Origin of the sequence: Methylibium sp. Root1272 (genome assembly GCF_001425905.1) — a bacterium.
GTDB lineage: Bacteria > Pseudomonadota > Gammaproteobacteria > Burkholderiales > Burkholderiaceae_C > Methylibium.
On record NZ_LMDY01000001.1, the window covers coordinates 636,956 to 657,532 of the forward strand.

Sequence of the window (20,577 nt, forward strand, 5' to 3'; positions counted from 1 at the left end):
GCTCAGCGCTCGAGCCACTCGAAGAAGGCGGCGTTGCTCGGCGCACGTCCCAGGAAGCGAGCCACCAGCTCGGTGGGCGGGGCCTGGCCGCCGTTGGCCAGCACCGTCTCACGGTAGCGCCGACCGACCGCCGGGTCCAGCGGATCGGCCGCGAAGGCGGTGCGCAGATCCTGCGCGATCGCCAGGCTCCAGAGGTAGGCGTAGTAGCCGGCGCCGTAGCCGCCGGCGACGTGCGAAAAGCCGGCCGGGAACAGCGAGCCGGGCTCGTAGCCGAGCGGTGTGGCGCTCTCCATGCGGGCCCACAGCGCCATCGGGTCCGGCGCGTCCTTGTCGTGCAGCGCGAGGTCGTAGCTGGCGTACAGATGCTGGCGCGCGAACTGCAGCCCCTTGGCGAAGCTGCGCGACTGCACGGCGCGCGCCAGCAGGTCGGCCGGCACCGGCTCGCAGCTCGCGCAGACCTGCTGGAACAGCGCCAGCACCTGGGCGTCGTAGACCCACTCCTCCAGCATCTGCGACGGCGCCTCGACGAAGTCGAGCTTGACCGCGGTGCCGGCCTGCGCGGCATAGCGCGTGTGCGACAGCGTGACGTGCAGCGCATGGCCGAACTCGTGCAGCAGCGTCTCCAGCTCGTCGATCGTCAGGCCCTGGCGGTCGAAGTTGGTCACCAGCGCGGCCGTCGGCAGCTGGCCGCTCCAGGTCGACGAGCCGCGCAGCGGCCACACCGCCGCGTGGCCGTACTTGTCGGCGCGGGGGTAGAGGTCGAGGTAGAGCGTGGCCAGCGGCTTGCGGCTGGCCGCGTCGACTACGGCGTAGGCCTTCGCATCCGGGTGCCACAGCGACTGCGGCACCGGCTCGAAGTCCACGCCGAACAGCCGGCCGGCGAGCGCGAACACGAAGTCGACGCTGGCCTGCGGCGGGAAATAGCGGCGGAAGCTCTCCTGGTCGAGCGCAAGGCGCTCGCGCTTGACGCGCTCGATGTAGTAGCCCACATCCCAGCGTTTCAGCGGCGTGGTGTCGGGTGCGGTCTTCAACTCGGCGGCCTTGGCCGCCCGCAGTTCGGACAGGTCGCGTTCCTCGCGCTGGCCCAGCTCGCCCTTCACCTCGCCGAGGAAGGCTTGCACGTTGCTCACGTTCAGTGCCATGCGGCGGCGCAGCGTGAAGTCGGCATAGCTCTCGACGCCGAACAGGCGCGCGTAGCTGCGGCGCTTCTCGCCCAGCCGCGCCAGCGTCTTCAGGTTCGCCTGGCCGCCACGCGCCTGGAAGGCCCGCCACATTCGTTCGCGCGCCACCGGGCTGCGGGCGCTCTCCACCACCGGTGAGTAGGTCGGGTAGTCGAGACCCAGCAGCACCTGGCCCTGCGCATTGCGGGGGGCGGTGTTCCACACGCCGACGGGCACGCCGTCGAGCTCGGCGTCGGTGAAGGCGACGCGGGTCTTGTCCTCGCGCAGGCGGCGCTCGAAGTCCTGCGACAGCCGGCCCAGCTCGTCGTTCAGCGCGCGCGCGCGGTCGCGCTTCGCGGCGGGCAGGCCGACCCCGGCGTCCTCGAAACTCGCCAGCAGATCGGCCCGCATCTGCTGGTCGATCGCATCGGCGGTCTGCAGCGCCTGCAGGCGCCGGTAGATCCTGGCGTTCTGGTACAGCCGGCTGGTGAAGGCCTGGTAGCGCAGCTCGCAGGCCTCGGCAGCGTCGCGCACCGCCTTGGCCGGGTGCACGTTGGCCAGGAAGAACACCGGCGACAGGCTGTCGTCGGCCGTCTGCCCGAGTCGGTCGATCTCGAGCAGCACGCCGTCCGGGCCGACACCAGCCGCGATGCGCCGCGCCTGCGCCTCGATCTCGCGCAGCGTGAGGTCGCAGCGCGTCTTCACGGTGGCGCCGTCGCGGTAGCTCGGAAAGACATAGGGCGCGGTGTCGGCCGCGGCGCTCCAGCCGCTGGCGCCGAACAGGGCGACGCAACTCGACAGCCGGAGCAGCAGGGAAAGGGAAGCGAGGACGGAAGCGTTCATGCGGCTCGGGAAAGGTGGGGGTCGGCGATCGCCGGGGCCGGGCGGCACGTTCCGCGCGAGGCCGTCGGTGGCCGGCCTCAGGGCGACGCGTAATCGACGCCGCGGCGGTCGCTGCGCAGCGGGCCGAGTTGCGCAGCGACCGCCTGATGGGCCGGATGCTGCTGGTAGGCGTCGAGCGCGGCGGCATCGGCGAACGCGGACACCAGCACCACGTCGGCATTGGCTTCCAGGCCGGGCGTGCGGATGCCGACATCGAAGGCCAGCATGCCCGGCACCAGGTCGGAACAGCTGTCGAGCAGGGCCTTGAAGCGCGGCGCGTCGGCCGGGTCCTTGAGGGTCCAGATCACCACGTGGTGGATCATCACGGCCCCCCTTCGCCGTTACCGTCGCCGGAGGCCGGCAGGCGCGAGCGCAGCCAGATCATCACCGCGCCGACGGCGATCAGCACCGTGCCGCTCCACGCCAGGCCGTGGCCGAGCAAGGCGGAGGCATCGATCGTCCAGAGGCCGAGCATCAGCAGCGCCATGCCGCCGAAGATCAGCGGCCAGATCAGGGAGTCGAGGGTTTGGGGTTTCATCGTCAGAGGAAGTCGGGGTCCAGGTCACGGCAGGTCGCGTCGCGCGTCTCGACCACCGCGAGCCAGGCGCCGATCTTCGGCAGCTCGTAATGGAAAAAGTAGCGCGCCGCGGCGAGCTTGCCATGGTAGATCGCGGCGCCCCCCGCGCCTGACGAGGAGCCGGCCGGCGCGTCGAGAGCGACGCGGGCCGCGAGCGCGAGCTCCAGCCACATCCACGCCAGCGCCACGTGGCCGAAGGCCTGCAGGTAGGGCGTGGCGTTGGCGAGCGCGTCGCGCGGCTCGCCGCTGGCCCAGGCCGCCTTGGTGGCGGCGCCCAGGTGCTGCAGCGCCCGCGCCAGCGCGTTGCCCTGCTCCGCCAGCCCGACCACCTGGCCGGCACGCGCGATGCTGGCGTCGATGCGGCCGGCCAGCAGCCGCAGGCCCTTCCCGCCCTCCATCACCACCTTGCGGCCCAGCAGATCCAGCGCCTGGATGCCGTGGGTGCCCTCATGGATCATGTTCAGCCGGTTGTCGCGCCAGTGCTGCTCGACCGGGAAGTCGCGCGTGTAGCCGCTGCCGCCGAGCACCTGGATCGCCAGGCTGTTGGCCTCCAGGCACCACTCGCTGGGCCAGCTCTTCGCAATCGGCGTCAGCAGCTCCAGCAGCACGCCGGCCTCGGCCTGCTCTGTGGCGTTGCCGCTGCGCTTGTCGTCGACCAGGCGCGCGCAGTAGAGCGCCAGCGCCAGACCGCCCTCGACATAGGCCTTCTGCGCCAGCAGCATGCGCTTCACGTCGGCGTGCTCGACGATCGCCACCGGCGGTCGGCCGGCGTCCTTGGCGCCGAGCGGCCGGCCTTGCGGCCGCTGCTTCGCGTAGGCCAGGCTGCTCTCGTAGCCGGCGTAGCCCAGCATCACCGCACCGAGGCCGACGCCGATGCGCGCCTCGTTCATCATGTGGAACATGCAGCGCAGGCCCTCGCCCGGCGCGCCGACGCGGTAGCCCACCGCCCCGGCCGCACCGCCCGGCCGGAAGCGGCCTTCGCCGAAGTTCAGCAACGTGTTGGTCGTGCCGCGGTAGCCGAGCTTGTGGTTCAGGCCCGCCAGCGCCACGTCGTTGCGCTCGCCGGTGAGTCGGCCCCCGGGCTGCACCAGCCACTTCGGCACGACGAACAGCGACAGGCCCTTCACGCCGGCCGGCAGCGTGCCGTCGTCCGTGGGGATCTTGGCGAGCACGAGGTGGACGATGTTCTCGGTGAGCTCATGCTCGCCACCCGAGATCCACATCTTGTGGCCGCTGAGCCGGTAGCGCGGCCCCAGCGGGTCGAGCTCGCTGCCCTCGCCGTCGGGTCGGGCGCGGGTGGCCACGTCGCCGAGGCTCGAGCCGGCCTGCGGCTCGGACAGGCACATGCTGCCGAACCAGCGACCGGAGAACTCGTGCCGCGCGAAGCTGTCGATCTGCTGCGGCGTGCCGTGCGCTATCAGCAGGCTGGCGTTGCCGGTGGTCAGCATCGCGTAGGCACTGATCGCCACGCTGCCCTTGAAGAAGAAGGCGTTGGCGGCCATCTCGACCACGCAGGGCAGCTGCATGCCGCCGATCTCGGCGTCCTGCGCCGCAGCCAGCATGCCCGACGCGGCGTAGGCATCGGTCGCGGTCCTGGTGCTGTCGGGCAGGTGCACGCGCTCGCCGTCGAAGCGCGGCTCCTGCGCGTCGGCGCGCCGGTTGGCGGGCTCGAAGGTCTCGCGGGCGATGCGCTCGCAGGTGTCGAGCACCGCGTCGAAGGTGTCGCGGCTGTGCTCGACGAAGCGCGGGCGTTGCGTCAGCGTGTCGACGCGCAGCCAGTCGTGCAGCAGGAAGTCGAGCGTGGCGCGAAAGCTCATGGCACGCAGGCTCGATTCACAGCACCTCGAACACGCCGGCCGCGCCCATGCCGCCGCCGATGCACATCGTGACGGCCACCCGCCTGGCCCCGCGGCGGCGGCCTTCGAGCAGCGCATGGCCGACCAGGCGCTGGCCGCTGACGCCGTAGGGATGGCCCACCGCGATCGCGCCGCCGTTGACGTTGAGCCGGTCCATCGGCAGGCCCAGGCGGTCGGCGCAGTACAGCACCTGCACCGCGAAGGCCTCGTTGAGCTCCCACAGGTCGATGTCGTCGATGGCCAGGCCCAGGCGCTGCAGCAGCTTGGGCACCGCGAACACCGGGCCGATGCCCATCTCGTCGGGCTCGCAGCCGGCCACCGCGAAACCGAGGAAGCGGCCCAGCGGCTTCAGGCCCCGGCGCTCGGCGAGCGTCTCGTCCATCACGACGCAGGCGCCGGCACCGTCGGAGAACTGGCTGGCGTTGCCGGCCGCCACCACGCCGCCCGGCAAGGCGCTGCGGATGCCGGCCACGGCCTCGTAGGTGGTGCCGGGGCGCAGGCCCTCGTCGGCACTCACGGTGACTTCCCTGCTGCGCACGCCGCGCACCGGATCGGCCGTGCCCGCCGTCACGCTGACGGCAACGATCTCGTCTGCGAACCGGCCGGCCTCCTGCGCCGCGCAGGCCTTCTGCTGGCTGGCCGCCCCGTAGCGGTCCATGCGCTCGCGCGCGATGCCGTAGCGCCGCGCCACCGTCTCGGCGGTCTGCAGCATCGGCCAGTAGATCTCGGGCTTGTGCTCGCGCAGCCAGGGGTCGGCCAGCATGTGGCGGTTCGTCTCGTTCTGCACGCAGGAGATGCTCTCCACGCCACCCGCCACATAGGTGCTGCCCTCGCCGGCCACGATGCGCTGCGCGGCGAGCGCGATGCTCTGCAGGCCGCTGGAGCAGAAGCGGTTGACGGTGAGGCCGCTCACGGTGACCGGCAGCCCGGCCCGCAGCGCGACCTGGCGCGCGATGTTGCTGCCGGTCGCGCCCTCGGGGAAGGCGCAGCCGAGGATCACGTCCTCGACCTCCGCGGGCTCGATGCCGGCGCGCTGCACCGCGGCCTGCACCGCGAAGCCGCCGAGCGTCGCGCCGTGGGTCATGTTGAAGGCACCCTTCCAGCTCCGGGCGAGCGGCGTGCGGGCGGTGGAGACGATCACTGCTTTCGTCATGATGACTGCGTCCTAACCGAATGTGGTGCCGTCGGTGGCCAGGCGCGCCAGCAAGGGCGCGGGCTCCCAGAATGTGGCGTCGTCGAGCGGATTGCGCTGGAAGCGACGCATCGCTCGCACGACGTTGAACAGGCCCACCTCGTCGGCATGGCGCATCGGCCCGCCACGGTGCAGCGGAAAACCGTAGCCGGTGAGGTAGACCATGTCGATGTCGCTGGCCTTGGCGGCGATGCCCTCCTCCAGCAGGTGCGCGCCCTCGTTCACCAGCGCGTAGACCAGGCGCTCGACGATCTCGTCGTCGCCGATCTTGCGCGGTGTGATGCCCAGCGTCCTGCGATGGCCTTCGATCAGCTCGAGCACCACCGGCGACGGGATCGCGTCGCGCTTGCCGGCCTGGTAGTCGTACCAGCCGGCACCGGTCTTCTGACCGAAGCGGCCCTTCTCGCACAGCAGGTCGGGGGTCTTGCTGTACTGCATGTGCGGCCGTTCGGCGTAGCGGCGCTTGCGGATCGCCCAGCCGATGTCGTTGCCCGCCAGATCGCTCATGCGGAATGGGCCCATCGCGAAGCCGAAGCGCTCGATCGCCTTGTCCACCTGCTGTGGCGTGCTGCCTTCGTCGACCAGCAGGAAGGCCTGTCGCAGGTACTGCTCGACCATGCGGTTGCCGATGAAGCCGTCGCACACGCCCGAGACCACGCAGGTCTTGCGGATCTTCTTGCCCAGCTGCATCACGGTGGCGAGCACGTCCTTCGCGGTCTGCTCGCCGCGCACCACCTCCAGCAGCTTCATCACGTTGGCCGGGCTGAAGAAGTGGGTGCCGATCACGTCCTGCGGCCGCTGCGTGAACGCGGCGATGCGGTTCAGGTCGAGCGTGGAGGTGTTGGAGGCGAGGATGGCGCCGGGCTTCATCACCTCGTCGAGCCGGCGGAACACCTGCTCCTTGACGCCCAGGTCCTCGAACACGGCCTCGATCACCATGTCGGCGTCGGCCAGGTCGGCATAGTCCAATGTCGTGCTCAGCAGGCCCAGGCGCTGCTCGGCCAGCTCGGCCTTCAGCTTGCCCTTCTTCACCTGGGCGTCGTAGTTGCCGCGGATCGTGGCGACGCCACGGTCCAGCGCCTCCTGCTTCGTCTCCAGCATCACCACCGGCAGCCCGGCGTTCAGGAAGTTCATCGCGATGCCGCCGCCCATGGTGCCGGCACCGATGACGGCGAGCCGCTTCACGCTGCGCACCGGCGTGTCGGCCGGCACGTCGGCGATCTTGCCAGCGGCGCGCTCGGCCATGAAGACGTGCCGCAGCGCCCGGCTCTCGGGCGTGAGCATCAGCGCGGTGAAGGTCGACCACTCCAGTCGCATGGCCTCGTCGAACGGCAGCTCCAGTGACGCGGCGACCATGTCGATGCACTTGCGCGGCGCCGGGAACTGCTTTGCCATGGCCGCGGCGGTGTTGCGGGCGAACTGGAAGTAGGCGTCGGGGTTCGGGTGGCTGGCCGCGAGACGGCGCACCAGCGGCAGCGGGCGCTGGTCTGCCACCTCGGCCGCGAAGGCCAGCGCACCGGCCAGCAGATCGCCGTCGATCAGCCGGTCGAAGAGTCGCTGGCCGGGCAGCTTTGCCAGCACCTCGCTCGCCACCGGTTCGCCGCCGAGGATCATGTTCAGCGCGGTCTCGACACCCAGCACACGGGGCAGGCGCTGCGTACCACCGGCGCCCGGGATCAGGCCGATCTTCACCTCGGGCAGGCCGACCTTGCAGCCCGGCGCGGCCACGCGGTAGTGGCAACCGAGCGCGAGCTCCAGCCCGCCTCCCATGCAGACGGTGTGGACCGCAGCGACCACGGGCTTGGACGACGCCTCGATGGCCAGGATCAGGCTGAGCAGGTTGGGCTCGCGCATCGCCTGCGGCGAATCGAATTCACGGATGTCCGCCCCGCCCGAGAAGGCCCGGCCGGCGCCGGTGATCACGAGGGCCCGCACGGCCGGGTCGTCCTGCGCGCGCGCCAGGCCGTCGGCCACGCCGCGCCGGGTGCCGTAGCCCAGGCCGTTGACCGGCGGATTGTCGAGCGTGATGACGGCCACCGGGCCGTGAACTGCGTAGCTGGCACTCATCGATCAGGCCCCCGGGTAACGGCGAAAATAGAACGGTCGTTCGATTCTGACGCAGGAGCGCGGCCGCCGCGTGTCGCTGCCGTGACAGCGGCCAGGGTCTGTTGACGCTCCCGGAGGGCTCGCGTGACCCAGGAAACGGACGCCCTCAAGGCGCCCAGCGCAGCCGGGGTCGCTCCCCGGCGAGCATGGGCAACGCCGAGGGCGCCCGTTTCCTGGGATCACCCTTCGGGCCCGTGCTGCGCAGGCCTCCGGGAGCGTCAACAGACCCTAGACCTCCAGCCACTCCCGGCGGACCTCGGCATCGGCGCGCAGGACCGCCGGGGTCCCTTCGAAGACGATGCGCCCGTGGCCCATCACGTAGCAGCGCTGGGCCACGTCGAGCGCGATGGTGAGCTTCTGCTCGATCAGCAGCACCGCGACGCCGCGCTGCTGCAGTTCGCGCAGGAAGCCGGCCACCTGCTCCACCAGCCTGGGCGCGAGGCCTTCCGTCGGTTCGTCGATCAGCACCAGGTCGGGGTCGCCCATCAGCGTGCGACACAGCGTCAGCATCTGCTGCTCGCCGCCCGACAGCAGGCCGGCTTCGGTGTGCTCGCGCTCCTTCAGACGCGGGAACAGGCGGTAGGTATCGTCGAGGCGCCAGCGCGGCGGCCGCGCGGTCCGCCCTGCCCCGCCCTTCTGCCCGAGCCTCAGGTTCTGTTGCACCGTCAAGGTCGGGAACACGTCGCGGCTCTCGGGCACGTAGCCGACGCCGCGGCGGGCGATGTCGAACGGGGCTCGCCCCAGCAGTTCCTCGCCCTGCCACTTGACGCTGCCGCGACCGTCGACCAGGCCCATCACCGCCTTCGCCGTGGTCGAGCGGCCCGAACCGTTGCGGCCGAGCAGGCTGACGATCTCGCCCGGCCGCACCTGCAGCGACACGCCGTGCAGCACGTGGCTCTTGCCGTAGTAGGCGTGGAGTTCGTCGAGGCGCAGCATCACGCATCCTCGGCCGCGACCGCGGCGCCCAGGTAGGCCTCCTGCACCGCTGCGTTGGCCCGCACCGCGGCCGGCGTGTCGCAGGCGATCACCTCGCCGTAGACCAGCACCGCGATGCGATCGGCCAGGTCGAACACCACGCCCATGTCGTGCTCCACGGTCAGCAGCGTGCGGCCCTCGGTCACCTCGCGGATCAGTTGCACGAAGCGGCGCGTCTCGCTGCGGCTCATGCCGGCGGTGGGTTCGTCGAGCAGGATCACGCCGGCCCCGCCGGCGATCGTCAGGCCGATCTCCAGCGCGCGTTGCTCGGCGTAGGTCAGATCGGCCGCCGGCACGTCGCGCTTGCGGTCGAGCCGGAGCATCGCCATCACCTGCTCGGCGCGCTCGTTGGCATCGTGCAGGTCGGCCAGGAACTTCCAGAACGCGTAGCGATGCCCCAGGCTCCACAGCACGGCACAGCGCAGGTTCTCGAATACCGACAGCCGCGTGAACAGGTTGCTGACCTGGAAGCTGCGCGCCAGGCCCAGGCGGTTGATCTCGTGCGGCGCGCGGCCATCGATGCGTGTGCCGTGCAGCCGGATCTCTCCGCTGCTGGGCGCGAAGCGGCCGCTGATCAGGTTGAACAGCGTCGACTTGCCGGCGCCGTTGGGGCCGATCAGCGCCACGCGCTCGCCGGCGCGCACCTGCAGGTCGGCGCCGCGGATGATCTCGGTCTTGCCGAAATGCTTGCGCAAGCCGCGCAGTTCGAGCGCGAGGTCGGCCGTGGGGCTCACGAAGCCTCCTTCTGCCGGATCTCGTGCGCGATCTGCTGCTGCACGGCTCCCCATCGACGGGCGAACTCGCGGCGCGTGAGCTCGAACAGGCCCAGCCCGGCAAGCGCCACCAGGGTCGCGCCCCCCCAACTATCGATGCCATGCGGGTCCAGCGGCGCACCCAGGAATCGCAGCGGGCCACCACCCAGCGCGGCATCGAGCCGCAGGTGGTAGACCATCTCGATCATCGCGCCGACGCCGGCCAGCACCGTGAGCGCCGTGCCGGCCAGCGCGAGGTAGGCCGGCCACAGCGGGCGCAGCCGGCCGTAGGCCGCGACGCGCAGGTTCATCATCACGAGCCCGGCCAGGCCGCCCGGCGCGTACATCACCATGAACAGGAAGACGAGGCCGAGGTAGAGCAGCCAGGCCTTGGTGAATTCGCTGAACAGCACGAAGGCCAGCACCATCAGCACCGCGCCGAGGATGGGGCCGAAGAAGAAGCCCGCCCCACCGAGGAAGGTGAACAGCAGGTAGGCCCCCGAGCGCTGCAGGCCCACGACCTCGGCGGTGACGATCTCGAAGTTCAGCGCGTACAGGCCGCCCGACAGCCCGGCAAAGCCGCCCGCGATGATGAAGGCGAGGTAGCGCACCCGCTGGGCGTCGTAGCCGATGAAGCCGACCCGCTCGGGGTTGTCGCGCACCGCGTTGAGCATGCGGCCCAGCGGCGTTCGGGTGAAGGCGAACATCGCCGCGGTGGCGAAGAAGGTGTAGAGCGCGATCAGGTAGTAGACCTGGATCTGCGGGCCGAAGCTGATGCCCGCCACCGGCCGGCCGATCACGCGGTCGGCGGCGACGCCGGCCTCGCCGCCGAAGAACTCGGGCACCATCAGCGACATCGCGAACACCAGCTCGGCCAGGCCCAGCGTGATCATCGCGAACGGCGTGCCCGACTTGCGGGTGGTGACGAAGCCCAGCAGCACCGCCACGCCGATCCCGGCGAGCGCACCGACCAGCGGCACCAGGCTCACCGGCAGCGGCAACTGGCCGCCGGCCACGCGGTTGAGCGCATGGATGGTCAGGTAGGCGCCGAGGCCGCTGTAGACCGCATGGCCGAAGCTGAGCATGCCGCCCTGTCCCAACAGCATGTTGTAGGACAGGCAGGCGACGATCGCGATGCCCATCTGGGACAGCAGCGTGAGCGACAGGCCGCTGCCGAACAGCAACGGCGCCCCGGCCATCAGCAGCGCGAACAGCGCCCAGACGAGCGCCCGCGCGACGTTGCGCGGGCGGTAGCGGAAGGCCGGCGTCATCGCGGCTTCAGCCCTCGCGCGTGCCGAGCAGGCCGCGGGGACGGAAGATCAGCACCAGCACCAGCAGCAGATACGGCAGGATCGGCGCGACCTGCGACACCGTGAGCCGCAGCAATGAATTGCCCGCCGCGGCGGGCCCGAACTCCAGGCCCAGCGAGCGCAGCAGCGCGCCGAGCGAGTAGTCCACCGCGACCGCGAAGGTCTGCAGCACGCCGATCAGCAGCGAGGCGACGAAGGCGCCCGGCAACGAGCCCATGCCGCCGACCACCACCACGACGAAGATCACCGAGCCCACGGTGGCGGCCATCGCCGGTTCGGTGACGAAGGTGCTGCCGCCGATCACGCCGGCCAGCCCCGCCAGTGCCGCGCCGGCCCCGAACACCCCCATGAACACGCGCGGCACGTTGTGCCCCAGCGCCTCGGCCATCTCGGGATGGGTCAGTGCCGCCTGGATCACCAGGCCGACGCGGGTGCGGGTGATCAGCAGCCACAGCGCCAGCAGCATCAGCAGCGCCACCAGCATCATGAAGCCGCGCGTGGCGGGGAATGGCGAGCACGCGGCCCCGGCGGCGCTGCACAGGGCGGCCGGCGCCGCGCCCCACAACACCTGCAGGCCATCGCCGGCCGTCGCGACCAAGGTGAAGGCCGGTCCGCGCAGCGCGGCGGGGGGCTGGAAATCGAGCGCGACTCGCCCCCACAGCAGCTGCACCACCTCCAGGATGACGTAGGACAGGCCGAAGGTCACCAGCAACTCGGGCACGTGGCCGTGGCGGTGCAGCCGGCGCAGGCAGGCGCGCTCGAACAGCGCGCCGAGCACCCCGACCGCCAGCGGCGCCAGCAGCAGCGCCGGCCAGAAGCCGACCCACTTCGCGATCGTGTACCCGAGGTAGGCGCCCAGCATGTAGAAGCTGGCGTGCGCGAAGTTCAGCACGCCCATCATGCTGAAGATCAGCGTCAGGCCCGAACTGAGCATGAACAGCAGCAGCCCGTAGCTCAGGCCGTTGAGCATCGAGAGGGTGAAGAACTCCATCGGGCGCCCGTGCTCGCGTCCGCGCAGCAGAGAAGAAGGCCTAGGGCCGCTTCATCTGGCAACTGGTGGGCGTGCTCGACACGAAGGCCGGCAGTTCCTTCACCATCGCCAGCGTCATGCCGGTGTTCTCGGGGCTGTAGGGGGATTTCGCATCGGCCTGCTGCCACACGGTGATGAAGAGCGGCTGCTGCAACTGGTGGTCGGACTTGCGCATCTCGACCTCGCCGCTGAAGCTGTTGAACTTCAACCCCTCCATCGCTGGGGCCACCTTCAGTGGGTCGGTCGATTTCGCGCGCGCCATCGCCTGCGAGAGGATGTTGTAGATGTGGATCACCGAGCCGGTGTAGAAATCATCGTTGAGCTTCTGCCTGAACTCGTTCTGCCACTGGCCCATCTGACCAGCCATGTTGTAGTGGTGGTAGGCGACCTGGTAGATCCGGCCCTCGAAGTTGCGGCCGAGCGCGGTGGGCGCGCCGCTGACGCCGGTGTAGTAGGTGAAGAAGCGCCCGGCGTAGCCGCTCTCGTTGGCCGCTTTCATCAGCAGCGACAGGTCGGAGCCCCAGTTGCCGGTGATCACGCTGTCGGCGCCGCTCGCCTTGATCTTGGCGATGTAGGGCGCGAAGTCGCGCACCTGGGCGAGCGGGTGGAAGTCCTCGCCGACCACCTGCACGTCGGGCCGCTTCTTCGCGAGGTTCTCCTTCGCGTAGCGCGCCACCTGCTGGCCGTGCGAGTAGTTCTGGTTGAGCAGGTAGACCTTCTTCACGTCGGGCAGGTCCTTGATGAAGGTGGTCAGCGCCTCCATCTTCATCGAGGTGTCGGCATCGAAGCGGAAGTGCCAGTAGCTGCAGCGGCTGTTGGTGAAGTCGGGGTCGACCGCGGAGTGATTGAGGTAGATCACCTCCTTGCCCGGGTTGCGCTCGTTGTGCTTGGCCACCGCGTCGATCAGCGCGCCGGCGACCGACGAGCCGTTGCCCTGCGTCACGTAGCGCACGCCCTGGTCCACCGCGGTCTTCAGCGCGTTGAGGGTCTCGCTGGGGCTGAGCTTGTTGTCGAACGGAACGATCTCGAAGCGCACGCCCGCCGGGTTGAGCCTGGCGTCCTTGTTGAACTTCTCGGCGAAGAACTGGAAGCTCTTGACCTGGTTCTGGCCCACCGGTGCCATCAGGCCCGACAGCGGATCGATCCAGGCGATCTTGACCGTTTCGCCCTTCTGCGCGGCCGCCGTCCCGACGGCCAGCAGCATCAGCGAACCGACCGCCGTTCGGTGCACCCAGGTCGCGATCCGCATCGTCGTCTCCGCTCGTGGTGGGCTGTTCGGTCAGGCGGTCGGCAGCTTGTGATCCTTGAGCTGCTCGCGCAGCCGCATCTTCTGGATCTTGCCGGTGGCGGTGTGCGGGATCTCGGCGACGAACACCACGTCGTCCGGGATCTGCCACTTGGCGATCCGGCCCTCGTAGTGCGCCAGCATCTGCGCGCGCGTGAGCTCCACACCGGGCTTGAGCACCACCACCAGCAGCGGCCGCTCGTCCCACTTCGGGTGCACCGCGGCCACCACCGCCGCTTCGTGCACGCCCGGATGCGCCATCGCGATGTTCTCCAGCTCGATCGAACTGATCCACTCGCCGCCGGACTTGATGACGTCCTTGCTGCGGTCGGTGATCTGCATGTAGCCGTCGGCGTCGATCGTCGCCACGTCGCCGGTCGGGAACCAGCCGTCGTGCAGCGGCGAGGCCGGCTGCTTGAAGTAGCGGTCGATCACCCACGGCCCGCGCACCAGCAGGTCGCCGGAGGTCTTGCCGTCCCAGGGCTGCATCGTTCCGTCGTCGCCGACGATCGCCATGTCGACGCCGTAGACCACCTTGCCCTGCTTCTCCAGCAGGTGGCGCTGGGCCTCCTTGGGCAGCGCGTCGTGCTTGGATTTCAGGCGCGCCAGCGTGCCCAGCGGCGACATCTCGGTCATGCCCCAGGCGTGGATCACCTCGACGCCATAGTCGTCCTCCAGCGTCTTCAGCATCGCCGGCGGGCAGGCCGAGCCGCCGATGACGGTGCGCTTGAAGGTGGAGAACTTCAGGTCGTTCTGCTTCACGTAGGTCAGCAGGCCCAGCCACACGGTGGGCACACCGGCGCTGAAGCTCACGCGTTCGGCCTCGAACAGCTCGTACAGCGACTTGCCGTCGAGATGCGGGCCGGGAAACACCACCCGGCAGCCGGTCAGCGCCGAGGCATAGGGCAGGCCCCAGGCGTTGACGTGGAACATCGGCACCACCGGCAGCACGGTGTCGCGCGCCGCCAGCGCCATGCCGTCCGGCAGCGCCGCCGCCATCGCGTGCAGCAGGCTGGAACGGTGGCTGTACACGGCGCCCTTCGGGTTGCCGGTCGTGCCCGAGGTGTAGCAGATGCTCGACGCCGTGTTCTCGTCGAAGCTGGGCCAGCGGTAGTCGCCGTTCTCGGCCTCGACCAGCTCCTCGAAGCACAGCAGGTTCGGCACGCTGGTCTGCGCCGGCATGTGGGCGCGGTCCGTCATCGCGACGAAGTGGCGCACCGTCGGCAACTGCGCGGCGAGCTTCTCGACCAGCGGCAGGAAGGTCAGGTCGAAACACAGCACCTGGTCCTCGGCATCGTTGACGATCCAGGCGATCTGCTCCGGGAACAGCCGTGGGTTGACGGTGTGGCACACCAGGCCCGAGCCGGACGAGGCGTAATAGATCTCGAGATGGCGGTAGCCGTTCCACGCCAGCGTGCCGACACGGTCACCCGACTGGCAACCCAGCCGGGCCAGGGCCTGCGCCAGCTTGCGGGCCCGCAGTTCGGCGTCGACCCAGGTGTAGCGATGCACGTCGCCCTCGACGCGCTTGGAAACGATCTCGGTGTCGCCATGGTGACGCGCCGCGTGCGTGATCAGCGACGAGATCAGCAGCGGCATCTGCATCATCTGTCCCAACAACAAAGCCATCTTGGTTCCTTCGAAACGCTGCGATTGAATTCAAGGATCATAGAAAGCGTCCTGCAAGGCTTCGGATGGGGTAAGCCCTAGACGGCAGCAGGTGCGGAGCGCGTCGCTAGACTGCCGGGCATGCAAGCCGCTTCCCTGCCGGTGCTCGACCGGCCCAACACCTCGCCCGCCGGACTGCGCTGGCGCAACCGCTACGCTGCGCTGGGCCCGGCCTTCCACACGCGGCTCGCAGCGCAGGCGCTGCCGCAGCCCCACTGGGTGGCCGTCAGCGGCAGCACCGCCCGCCTGCTCGGCTGGCCCAGCGACTGGGCCGAACGCCCCGACTGGCGCGCGCTGGAGGTGCTGTCCGGTGGCGCGGATTGGGCGGGCAGCGAGCCGCTGGCCACCGTCTACAGCGGTCATCAGTTCGGCGTCTGGGCCGGGCAGCTGGGCGACGGCCGGGCCCTGCTGCTGGGCGAGATCGACACGCCGGACGGGCCGATGGAGCTGCAGCTCAAGGGAGGCGGCCGCACGCCCTATTCGCGCATGGGCGACGGCCGCGCGGTGCTGCGCTCGTCGATCCGCGAGTTCCTGTGTTCCGAAGCGATGCACTTTCTGGGCATCCCGACGACGCGCGCGCTGGCGGTCGTGGGTTCGCCGCTGCCGGTGCGGCGCGAAACCATTGAAACCGCCGCGGTCGTGACGCGGGTGGCGCCGAGCTTCGTGCGCTTCGGTCACTTCGAGCATTTCGCGCACCACGGACTGCCCGCGGAGCTGCGCGCGCTGGCCGACTTCGTGATCGAGCACCACGACCCGGCCTGCCGCGATGCGGCCAATCCGTATGCCGCGCTGCTGGAGGCCGTGGCACGCCGCACCGCGGCGCTGATGGCCGACTGGCAGGCGGTGGGCTTCTGCCATGGCGTGATGAACACCGACAATCTGTCGATCCTCGGATTGACCATCGACTACGGCCCGTTCGGCTTTCTCGACGGCTTCGACCCCGGTCATGTCTGCAACCACTCCGATCATCAGGGCCGCTATGCCTACGCTCGCCAGCCGGGCGTGGCGTTCTGGAACCTGCATGCGCTGGCGCAGGCGATGCTGCCGCTGATCGCGATGGGCGACGAAGTCACCGAGGCCACCGGCGACCTGGCGCTCGAGGCGATCGAACCCTACAAGGCGGTGTTCGCCGACGCGATGGCGACGCGGCTGCGCAGCAAGCTGGGTCTGGCCACTGCGCGCGATGACGACGGCGCGCTGGCCGACGACTGGCTCAAGCTGATGGCCGCCGAGCGGGCCGACCATACGATCACCTGGCGCCGCCTGGCGCAGTGGTCTCCGGCCGAGCCGCAGGCGGTGCGCGACCTCTTCCTCGACCGCCCTGCCTTCGATGCCTGGGCCGGGCGCTATGCGCAGCGGCTGGCCGCCGAAGGCCGCGTGGAGGCGGAACGCCGCTTGCAAATGGACCGCGCGAACCCCAAGTACGTGCTGCGCAACCACCTGTGCGAGAACGCGATCCGCGCGGCGCAGGGCGGTGACTTCGGCGAGACGCAGCGCCTGCTGAAAGTTCTGGAGCGGCCGTTCGACGAACAGCCAGAGCACTCGGCCTATGCCGAGTTCCCGCCCGACTGGGCGCAAACCCTGGAGGTGTCCTGTTCATCATGAGTTCCACCGACAACAAGCCCCGCAAGGTGCAGAAGACCGACGCCGAATGGCGTGCCCAGCTCGACCCGATGCAGTTCGAGGTGACGCGCCACGGTGCCACCGAACGTGCCTTCACCGGCCAATATGCCGATCACTGGCAGGCAGGCGTGTACCACTGCGTCGGCTGCAACGCGCCGCTGTTCGACTCCGGCACGAAGTTCGATGCCGGTTGCGGCTGGCCCAGCTACTTCCAGCCCTTGCGCGGCGAGATCATCGACCGCGTGGTCGACCGCAGCCACGGCATGGTGCGGGTCGAGGTGCGCTGCCAGGACTGCGGCGCGCACCTGGGGCACGTGTTCCCCGACGGCCCCGAGCCGACCGGCGAACGCTTCTGCATCAACTCGGCCTCGCTGGGCTTCGAGCCCCGGAAATGACGCGATGCCGGCGCCCCGGCGCCGGCATCGCACAATCGGGGCCCTGGGCAACGATCGACCCTCGCGATGAAGTTCCTGTTCGACCTGCTTCCCATCGTCCTGTTCTTCGTCGCCTTCAAGGTGGCCGAAGGCCAACCCGACACGGCGGCCGCGTTTGCCAGCCAGCATCTCGGCTTCCTGGTGTCCGGCGGCGTCGTCGGCCCGAAGGAGGCCCCGGTGCTGCTGGCCACGCTGGTGGTCATCGTCGCCACCTTTGCCCAGATCGGCTGGCTGCTGCTGCGCGGCCGCAAGGTCGACACGATGCTGTGGGTCAGCCTCGGGCTGGTCACGGTGCTCGGTGGCGCGACCGTCTGGTTCCACAACGAGACTTTCATCAAGTGGAAACCCAGCGTGCTGTACTGGGTCATGGGGACGGCGTTCTGGCTCAGTCACGCCGTGTTTCGAAAGAACCTGTTGCAGACGCTGATGGGCGGCCAGCTGCAGCTGCCGCCGGCGGTGTGGCGCAACCTCAACTTCATGTGGATCGCGTTCTTCGCGTTCATGGGTCTGGCGAACCTCTACGTCGCCTACAGCTTCCCGACCGACGTGTGGGTCAACTTCAAGCTGTTCGGTGGCGTCGGCCTGATGCTGCTGTTCACGCTGGCGCAGGGGCTGTACCTGAGCCGCCACGTGAAGACCGAAGATGAGTGAAACCCGGGCGAGCAGCGCCCCGGCCTTCGCCCCGACCGCAGCCGAACTCGAGGCCGCATTGCGGACCGCGCTGGCGCCGCAGTCGCTGCGTGTCTCCGATGACAGCCACCAGCACGCCGGCCACGCCGGCGCCCGCGAAGGCGGGCATTACAGCGTCCATCTGGTCAGTGAGCGCTTTGACGGTTTGTCACGTCTGGCGCGGCACCGCCTTGTGTATGATGCCGTCGCCTCGTGGATGCCCCGCGGCATCCATGCCCTGGCACTGACCACGCTCACTCCCACCGAAGCGGCCCGCAGCACCCCTTGAAGCCGTCGCTCCGCGACGCCGCCCGCCGCCCTTTCCCTACCGAGGTCTTGACCGCATGAAGCCGTACTCCCTTGCCGTTCGCGCGTCGTCCATCGCGCTGGCCGCCGCCCTGCTCGCTCCGGCGCTGGCCGCGGCGCAGAACATCGCCATCGTCAACGGCAAGCCGGTCCCGAAGGCACGTGCCGAAGCCTTGCTGCAGCAGGTGACGAAGCAGGCGCAGAGCCAGGGCCAGCAACTGCCGCCCGAAACCGAGCGCCAGGTCAAGGACGAGGTGGTGCTGCGCGAGATCTTCACGCAGGCCGCCGAGAAGCGCGGCGTGACCGCCACCCCCGAGTACAAGACGCAGATGGAGCTGGCGCGCCAGAGCATCCTGATCCGCGAGCTGTTCGCCGACTACCAGAAGAAGAACCCCGTCACCGACGCGGAAATCCAGGCCGAGTACGACAAGTTCAAGGCCCAGGCCGGCGACAAGGAGTACCGCGTGCGCCACATCCTGGTCGAGACCGAAGACGAGGCCAAGGCCCTGATCGTGCAGATCAAGGGCGGCGCGAGCTTCGAGGAAACGGCCAAGAAGGCCAGCAAGGACCCGGGCTCGGCGCCCAACGGCGGCGACCTCGACTGGGCCGCGCCGGGCAGCTTCGTGCCCGAGTTCTCCAATGCGATGGTCAAGCTCGAGAAGGGCAAGATGACCGAGGAGCCGATCAAGAGCCAGTACGGCTTCCACATCCTGAAGCTCGAGGACGTGCGCGACGCGCAGTTCCCGCCGCTGGCCGAAGTGAAGCCGCAGATCGAGCAGCGCCTGAGCCAGCAGAAGGTCGCCGCCTTCCGCGACGAACTCAAGAGCAAGGCCAAGACCGACTACAAGTTCGAGTGACCCGACCCCGGGCCCTCGACGACACCAGGCGCCCTGCGGGGCGCCTTTTTCATGCTTGGCGGGCACGGGCCCGTGCCTTGTACGGATTTGGGTTTGATGGAATCGGAATGAGTGACGGCTCGACAAGGTGCTGTGAAAACCATTCCGCGTTCGTATGCGCGGCAGCCAAGGCCATCGGGTGGCCGACTGCGCTCATGTCCCCCGGCCAGGCTGCGCCTGGCCTCCGCCTCTACTTCGCTCCGTCGGCCACCCGATAGCCTTGGCAGGCACAAAGGCGAGTTGCGACGGTCGAACACCAATGACGGTGGTCGATCAGGCCGGTGGGGCGCTTTGCGGAGCGAAGTAAGAGGAGGAGCGGTCGGCCCGTAGGGCTGGCCGCGGGGGACATGAGCGCAGCAGAGCGCCCCGCCGGCCTGAGCTCGCGCCCGACGGCCGGTCTTGTCCGTTTGAAAAACGCATTCGCGTATCAGTGCTCGTCCGGCACGCGCGGCACCGCCTGCGGCGCGTCGCAGGTCTGCAGCTGCGCGAAGACGAGCGCGGCGCAGACCGTCATCAGGCCGATGCAGGCGAAGGCGGCGTGGAAGGTCTGCACCACGGCCGCCGATCCCTGGGCCTGCGTGTGCCCGCCGAACGCCACCAGCAAGGCTGCCGCCGCCGCGACGCCCAGGCTCATCGACACCTGCATCACCACCGACAGTAGGCTGTTGCCGGCGCTGGCGTTGCCGCCCTCCAGGTCGCCCAGCGTCAGTGTGTTCATGGCGGTGAATTGCAGCGAGTTGACGATGCCGAACGCGGCCAGGTGCAGCATCAGCGCCCAGCGGCCGGTCTCCAGATCGACCAGCGCGAAGCTCGCGATCATCAGGCCCAGCAGTACGGTGTTGCCGATCAGCGTGCGGCGGTAACCCAGGCGCCCGATCAGCGGTTCGGCGAAGGTCTTGGACAGCATCGCGCCGAGCGCCGTCGGGATCAGGCTCATGCCGGCGGCGGCCGGCGAATAGGCCAGCCCGACCTGAAGGAACAGCGGCATCAGGAAGGGAATCGCGCCGCTGCCGAGCCGCGCGAACAGGTTGCCGATCAGGCCCACGGCGAAGGTCGGGATCGAGAACAGGCCAAGGCCGAACAGCGGCTGCGGCGCGCGCGCCGCGTGCAGCCAGTAGCCGCCGAGCGCCGCGAGGCCGGCAAACAGCAGCAGCATCGAGCTCGCGAAGCCCAGCGCCCGTTCGCCCAGGCCCTGCAGCGCGACGGAGATCATCACGATGCTCGCGCCGAACAGCACGTAGCCCCACAGGTCGAAGCGCTGCGCCACGCCGGCCCGCAGGTCCGGCATGTAGCGCCGTGCGACCGCCACGCCCACCAGACCCACCGGCAGGTTGATCAGGAACACCCAGTGCCAGGTGGCCACCTCGACCAGCCAGCCGCCCAGGCTTGGACCGATCAGCGGCCCGACCAGGCCCGGGATCGTGACGAAGGCGAGCGTGCGCAGCAGTTGGTCCTTGGGAAACACGCGCAGGATGGCGAGCCGGCCCACCGGCAGCAGCAGCGCGCCGCCCACGCCCTGCAGCACGCGCGCCGCGACCAGCTGGCCCAGCGAGCCCGACAGCGCGCAGGCCGCCGAACCGGCGCTGAACACGACGATCGCGCCGATGAAGATGCGCCGCGTGCCGAAACGATCGGCCAACCAGCCCGAGACCGGGATCAGCAGCGCCACCGTCAGCATGTAGGCGATCACGACGGCCTGCATGCGCAGCGGGCTCTCGCCGAGGTCGCGCGCCATCGCGGGCAGCGCGGTGTTGACGATGGTGCCGTCCAGCGTCTGCATGAAGAAGGCCACCGCCACCAGCCAGGGCAGCATGCGGCGGGTGCGCTCGTCGATCGCGGCGCCGTCCGTCATTGTT

18 protein-coding genes are annotated in these 20,577 nt (G+C 69.7%); 5 read left to right on the top strand and 13 right to left on the bottom strand.

The window, feature by feature from the left end:
• Positions 1-2: 2 nt before the first annotated feature.
• The 12 genes from ASC67_RS03040 to ASC67_RS03095 all read right to left on the bottom strand — a co-directional run bounded on the left by ASC67_RS03040 (position 3) and on the right by ASC67_RS03095 (position 14,754).
• Positions 3-2,003, bottom strand: a complete 2,001-nt coding sequence (locus ASC67_RS03040; protein WP_056314934.1) for a M3 family metallopeptidase — start codon at positions 2,001-2,003, stop codon at positions 3-5.
• 77 nt (positions 2,004-2,080) lie between these two features.
• A complete protein-coding gene (locus ASC67_RS03045; protein WP_056314936.1) occupies positions 2,081-2,365 on the bottom strand; it encodes a Dabb family protein in 285 nt (94 codons plus the stop codon).
• Positions 2,365-2,580, bottom strand: coding sequence for a hypothetical protein (locus tag ASC67_RS03050; RefSeq protein ID WP_056314937.1), 216 nt, complete (start codon positions 2,578-2,580; stop codon positions 2,365-2,367). Before ASC67_RS03050 ends, ASC67_RS03045 begins: the two co-directional genes overlap by 1 nt.
• Positions 2,581-2,582: 2 nt before the next feature.
• The gene (locus tag ASC67_RS03055; protein ID WP_056314939.1) at positions 2,583-4,436 is read right to left on the bottom strand and encodes an acyl-CoA dehydrogenase; all 1,854 of its coding nucleotides are present in this window, start codon (positions 4,434-4,436) and stop codon (positions 2,583-2,585) included.
• A 16-nt stretch (positions 4,437-4,452) separates the two neighbouring features.
• Complete coding sequence (locus ASC67_RS03060; RefSeq protein WP_056314941.1) at positions 4,453-5,628, bottom strand: acetyl-CoA C-acyltransferase; 1,176 nt, start codon at positions 5,626-5,628, stop codon at positions 4,453-4,455.
• Positions 5,629-5,640: 12 nt separating this feature from the next.
• Complete coding sequence (locus tag ASC67_RS03065) at positions 5,641-7,734, bottom strand: 3-hydroxyacyl-CoA dehydrogenase NAD-binding domain-containing protein (protein ID WP_056314943.1); 2,094 nt, start codon at positions 7,732-7,734, stop codon at positions 5,641-5,643.
• A 267-nt stretch (positions 7,735-8,001) separates the two neighbouring features.
• The gene (locus tag ASC67_RS03070) at positions 8,002-8,709 is read right to left on the bottom strand and encodes an ABC transporter ATP-binding protein (protein WP_056314945.1); all 708 of its coding nucleotides are present in this window, start codon (positions 8,707-8,709) and stop codon (positions 8,002-8,004) included.
• Complete coding sequence (locus ASC67_RS03075; protein ID WP_056314947.1) at positions 8,709-9,482, bottom strand: ABC transporter ATP-binding protein; 774 nt, start codon at positions 9,480-9,482, stop codon at positions 8,709-8,711. Before ASC67_RS03075 ends, ASC67_RS03070 begins: the two co-directional genes overlap by 1 nt.
• Positions 9,479-10,771, bottom strand: coding sequence for a branched-chain amino acid ABC transporter permease (locus tag ASC67_RS03080; protein WP_056314949.1), 1,293 nt, complete (start codon positions 10,769-10,771; stop codon positions 9,479-9,481). The genes ASC67_RS03075 and ASC67_RS03080 overlap by 4 nt, the downstream gene beginning before the upstream one ends.
• 7 nt (positions 10,772-10,778) lie before the next feature.
• The gene (locus ASC67_RS03085; RefSeq protein WP_056314951.1) at positions 10,779-11,801 is read right to left on the bottom strand and encodes a branched-chain amino acid ABC transporter permease; all 1,023 of its coding nucleotides are present in this window, start codon (positions 11,799-11,801) and stop codon (positions 10,779-10,781) included.
• A gap of 40 nt (positions 11,802-11,841) precedes the next feature.
• Positions 11,842-13,089, bottom strand: coding sequence for a branched-chain amino acid ABC transporter substrate-binding protein (locus tag ASC67_RS03090; RefSeq protein WP_056314952.1), 1,248 nt, complete (start codon positions 13,087-13,089; stop codon positions 11,842-11,844).
• 30 nt (positions 13,090-13,119) lie between these two features.
• On the bottom strand, positions 13,120-14,754 hold the full coding sequence (locus ASC67_RS03095; protein WP_082535790.1) for a 3-(methylthio)propionyl-CoA ligase: 1,635 nt from the start codon (positions 14,752-14,754) through the stop codon (positions 13,120-13,122).
• 120 nt (positions 14,755-14,874) lie between these two features.
• On the opposite strand from ASC67_RS03095, the gene ASC67_RS03100 reads away from it, so the two are divergent.
• From ASC67_RS03100 to ASC67_RS03120, 5 genes are all read left to right on the top strand, one after another.
• Entirely contained in the window at positions 14,875-16,398 is a 1,524-nt protein-coding gene (locus ASC67_RS03100) for a YdiU family protein (protein ID WP_056314956.1), read from the top strand.
• Positions 16,395-16,811 carry a peptide-methionine (R)-S-oxide reductase MsrB gene (gene msrB / locus ASC67_RS03105; RefSeq protein ID WP_056314957.1) on the top strand — a complete coding sequence of 139 codons (417 nt, stop codon included), beginning with the start codon at positions 16,395-16,397 and terminating at the stop codon, positions 16,809-16,811. Before ASC67_RS03100 ends, msrB begins: the two co-directional genes overlap by 4 nt.
• A 66-nt stretch (positions 16,812-16,877) precedes the next feature.
• Positions 16,878-17,501: a septation protein A gene (locus ASC67_RS03110; protein WP_056314959.1), complete on the top strand. Its 624-nt coding sequence runs from the start codon at positions 16,878-16,880 to the stop codon at positions 17,499-17,501.
• Entirely contained in the window at positions 17,494-17,808 is a 315-nt protein-coding gene (locus ASC67_RS03115; RefSeq protein ID WP_056314961.1) for a BolA family transcriptional regulator, read from the top strand. Before ASC67_RS03110 ends, ASC67_RS03115 begins: the two co-directional genes overlap by 8 nt.
• 55 nt (positions 17,809-17,863) lie before the next feature.
• The gene (locus tag ASC67_RS03120; protein ID WP_056314963.1) at positions 17,864-18,682 is read left to right on the top strand and encodes a peptidylprolyl isomerase; all 819 of its coding nucleotides are present in this window, start codon (positions 17,864-17,866) and stop codon (positions 18,680-18,682) included.
• 466 nt (positions 18,683-19,148) lie between these two features.
• Here the strand turns inward: ASC67_RS03120 and mdtD are convergent, their stop codons facing one another.
• Positions 19,149-20,573, bottom strand: coding sequence for a multidrug transporter subunit MdtD (gene mdtD / locus ASC67_RS03125; protein WP_056314965.1), 1,425 nt, complete (start codon positions 20,571-20,573; stop codon positions 19,149-19,151).
• Positions 20,574-20,577 lie beyond the last annotated feature (4 nt).

Coding starts and splice junctions, on each gene's coding strand:
- ASC67_RS03070 (WP_056314945.1), bottom strand. CDS start 8,709: ATGCTGCGCCTCGACGAACTCCACGCCTACTACGGCAAGAGCCACGTG.
- ASC67_RS03045 (WP_056314936.1), bottom strand. CDS start 2,365: ATGATCCACCACGTGGTGATCTGGACCCTCAAGGACCCGGCCGACGCG.
- ASC67_RS03110 (WP_056314959.1), top strand. CDS start 16,878: ATGAAGTTCCTGTTCGACCTGCTTCCCATCGTCCTGTTCTTCGTCGCC.
- mdtD (WP_056314965.1), bottom strand. CDS start 20,573: ATGACGGACGGCGCCGCGATCGACGAGCGCACCCGCCGCATGCTGCCC.
- ASC67_RS03115 (WP_056314961.1), top strand. CDS start 17,494: ATGAGTGAAACCCGGGCGAGCAGCGCCCCGGCCTTCGCCCCGACCGCA.
- ASC67_RS03040 (WP_056314934.1), bottom strand. CDS start 2,003: ATGAACGCTTCCGTCCTCGCTTCCCTTTCCCTGCTGCTCCGGCTGTCG.
- ASC67_RS03080 (WP_056314949.1), bottom strand. CDS start 10,771: ATGACGCCGGCCTTCCGCTACCGCCCGCGCAACGTCGCGCGGGCGCTC.
- ASC67_RS03050 (WP_056314937.1), bottom strand. CDS start 2,580: ATGAAACCCCAAACCCTCGACTCCCTGATCTGGCCGCTGATCTTCGGC.
- ASC67_RS03065 (WP_056314943.1), bottom strand. CDS start 7,734: ATGAGTGCCAGCTACGCAGTTCACGGCCCGGTGGCCGTCATCACGCTC.
- ASC67_RS03085 (WP_056314951.1), bottom strand. CDS start 11,801: ATGGAGTTCTTCACCCTCTCGATGCTCAACGGCCTGAGCTACGGGCTG.
- ASC67_RS03100 (WP_056314956.1), top strand. CDS start 14,875: ATGCAAGCCGCTTCCCTGCCGGTGCTCGACCGGCCCAACACCTCGCCC.
- msrB (WP_056314957.1), top strand. CDS start 16,395: ATGAGTTCCACCGACAACAAGCCCCGCAAGGTGCAGAAGACCGACGCC.
- ASC67_RS03095 (WP_082535790.1), bottom strand. CDS start 14,754: ATGGCTTTGTTGTTGGGACAGATGATGCAGATGCCGCTGCTGATCTCG.
- ASC67_RS03090 (WP_056314952.1), bottom strand. CDS start 13,089: ATGCGGATCGCGACCTGGGTGCACCGAACGGCGGTCGGTTCGCTGATG.
- ASC67_RS03060 (WP_056314941.1), bottom strand. CDS start 5,628: ATGACGAAAGCAGTGATCGTCTCCACCGCCCGCACGCCGCTCGCCCGG.
- ASC67_RS03120 (WP_056314963.1), top strand. CDS start 17,864: ATGAAGCCGTACTCCCTTGCCGTTCGCGCGTCGTCCATCGCGCTGGCC.
- ASC67_RS03055 (WP_056314939.1), bottom strand. CDS start 4,436: ATGAGCTTTCGCGCCACGCTCGACTTCCTGCTGCACGACTGGCTGCGC.